Origin of the sequence: Pseudomonas sp. 51_B (genome assembly GCF_017491595.1) — a bacterium.
GTDB lineage: Bacteria > Pseudomonadota > Gammaproteobacteria > Pseudomonadales > Pseudomonadaceae > Aquipseudomonas > Aquipseudomonas promysalinigenes.
Map to the genome: position 1 here is coordinate 1 of NZ_JAFGYW010000431.1, position 440 is coordinate 440.

General features: G+C 65.0%; 1 pseudogene. It reads right to left on the reverse strand.

Annotated features, from left to right (window positions below):
• Positions 1–283, reverse strand: a pseudogene (locus J5M56_RS25585) (hypothetical protein); the annotation flags it as partial.
• Positions 284–440 lie beyond the last annotated feature (157 nt).

Consider the following 440-nt stretch of genomic DNA (forward strand, 5'->3'; position numbering starts at 1 on the left):
CGACGATGCCGAGCACGTCGTCCGGGCCGACCCGATAGTCGGCGCTCGCCGCGGGCAGGCTCTGCGCGAGCCCTGCTTCCTTCGCGCGCGTGTCGGCCTCGTCGGCCTGCTTGAGCGTATAGACGAGCTGCGGCGTGATCAGCTTGACGTCGTACACCGTCGAATCCGTCGGTGCGCTCAGATTGTCGTTCATGCGGCTCGAATCGAGCGCCGGCCCGGGGGCGAGCGCACAGCCCGACAAGGCGAGCGCCGCGGCGCTCGCCCATGCTAGGGGCTTGAACATCTTGTCGTTTCTCCTTGGTAGCGTGATCGTCGAAAAGGAATGCCGCGCGTTCGCGGCGAACGCGCGCCGGCTCAGAATGCGTTGCGGCCGACGAAACCCTTGACGAGCGTGATCAGGATGATCTTGATGTCGAACCAGAAGGTCCAGTTCTGCATGT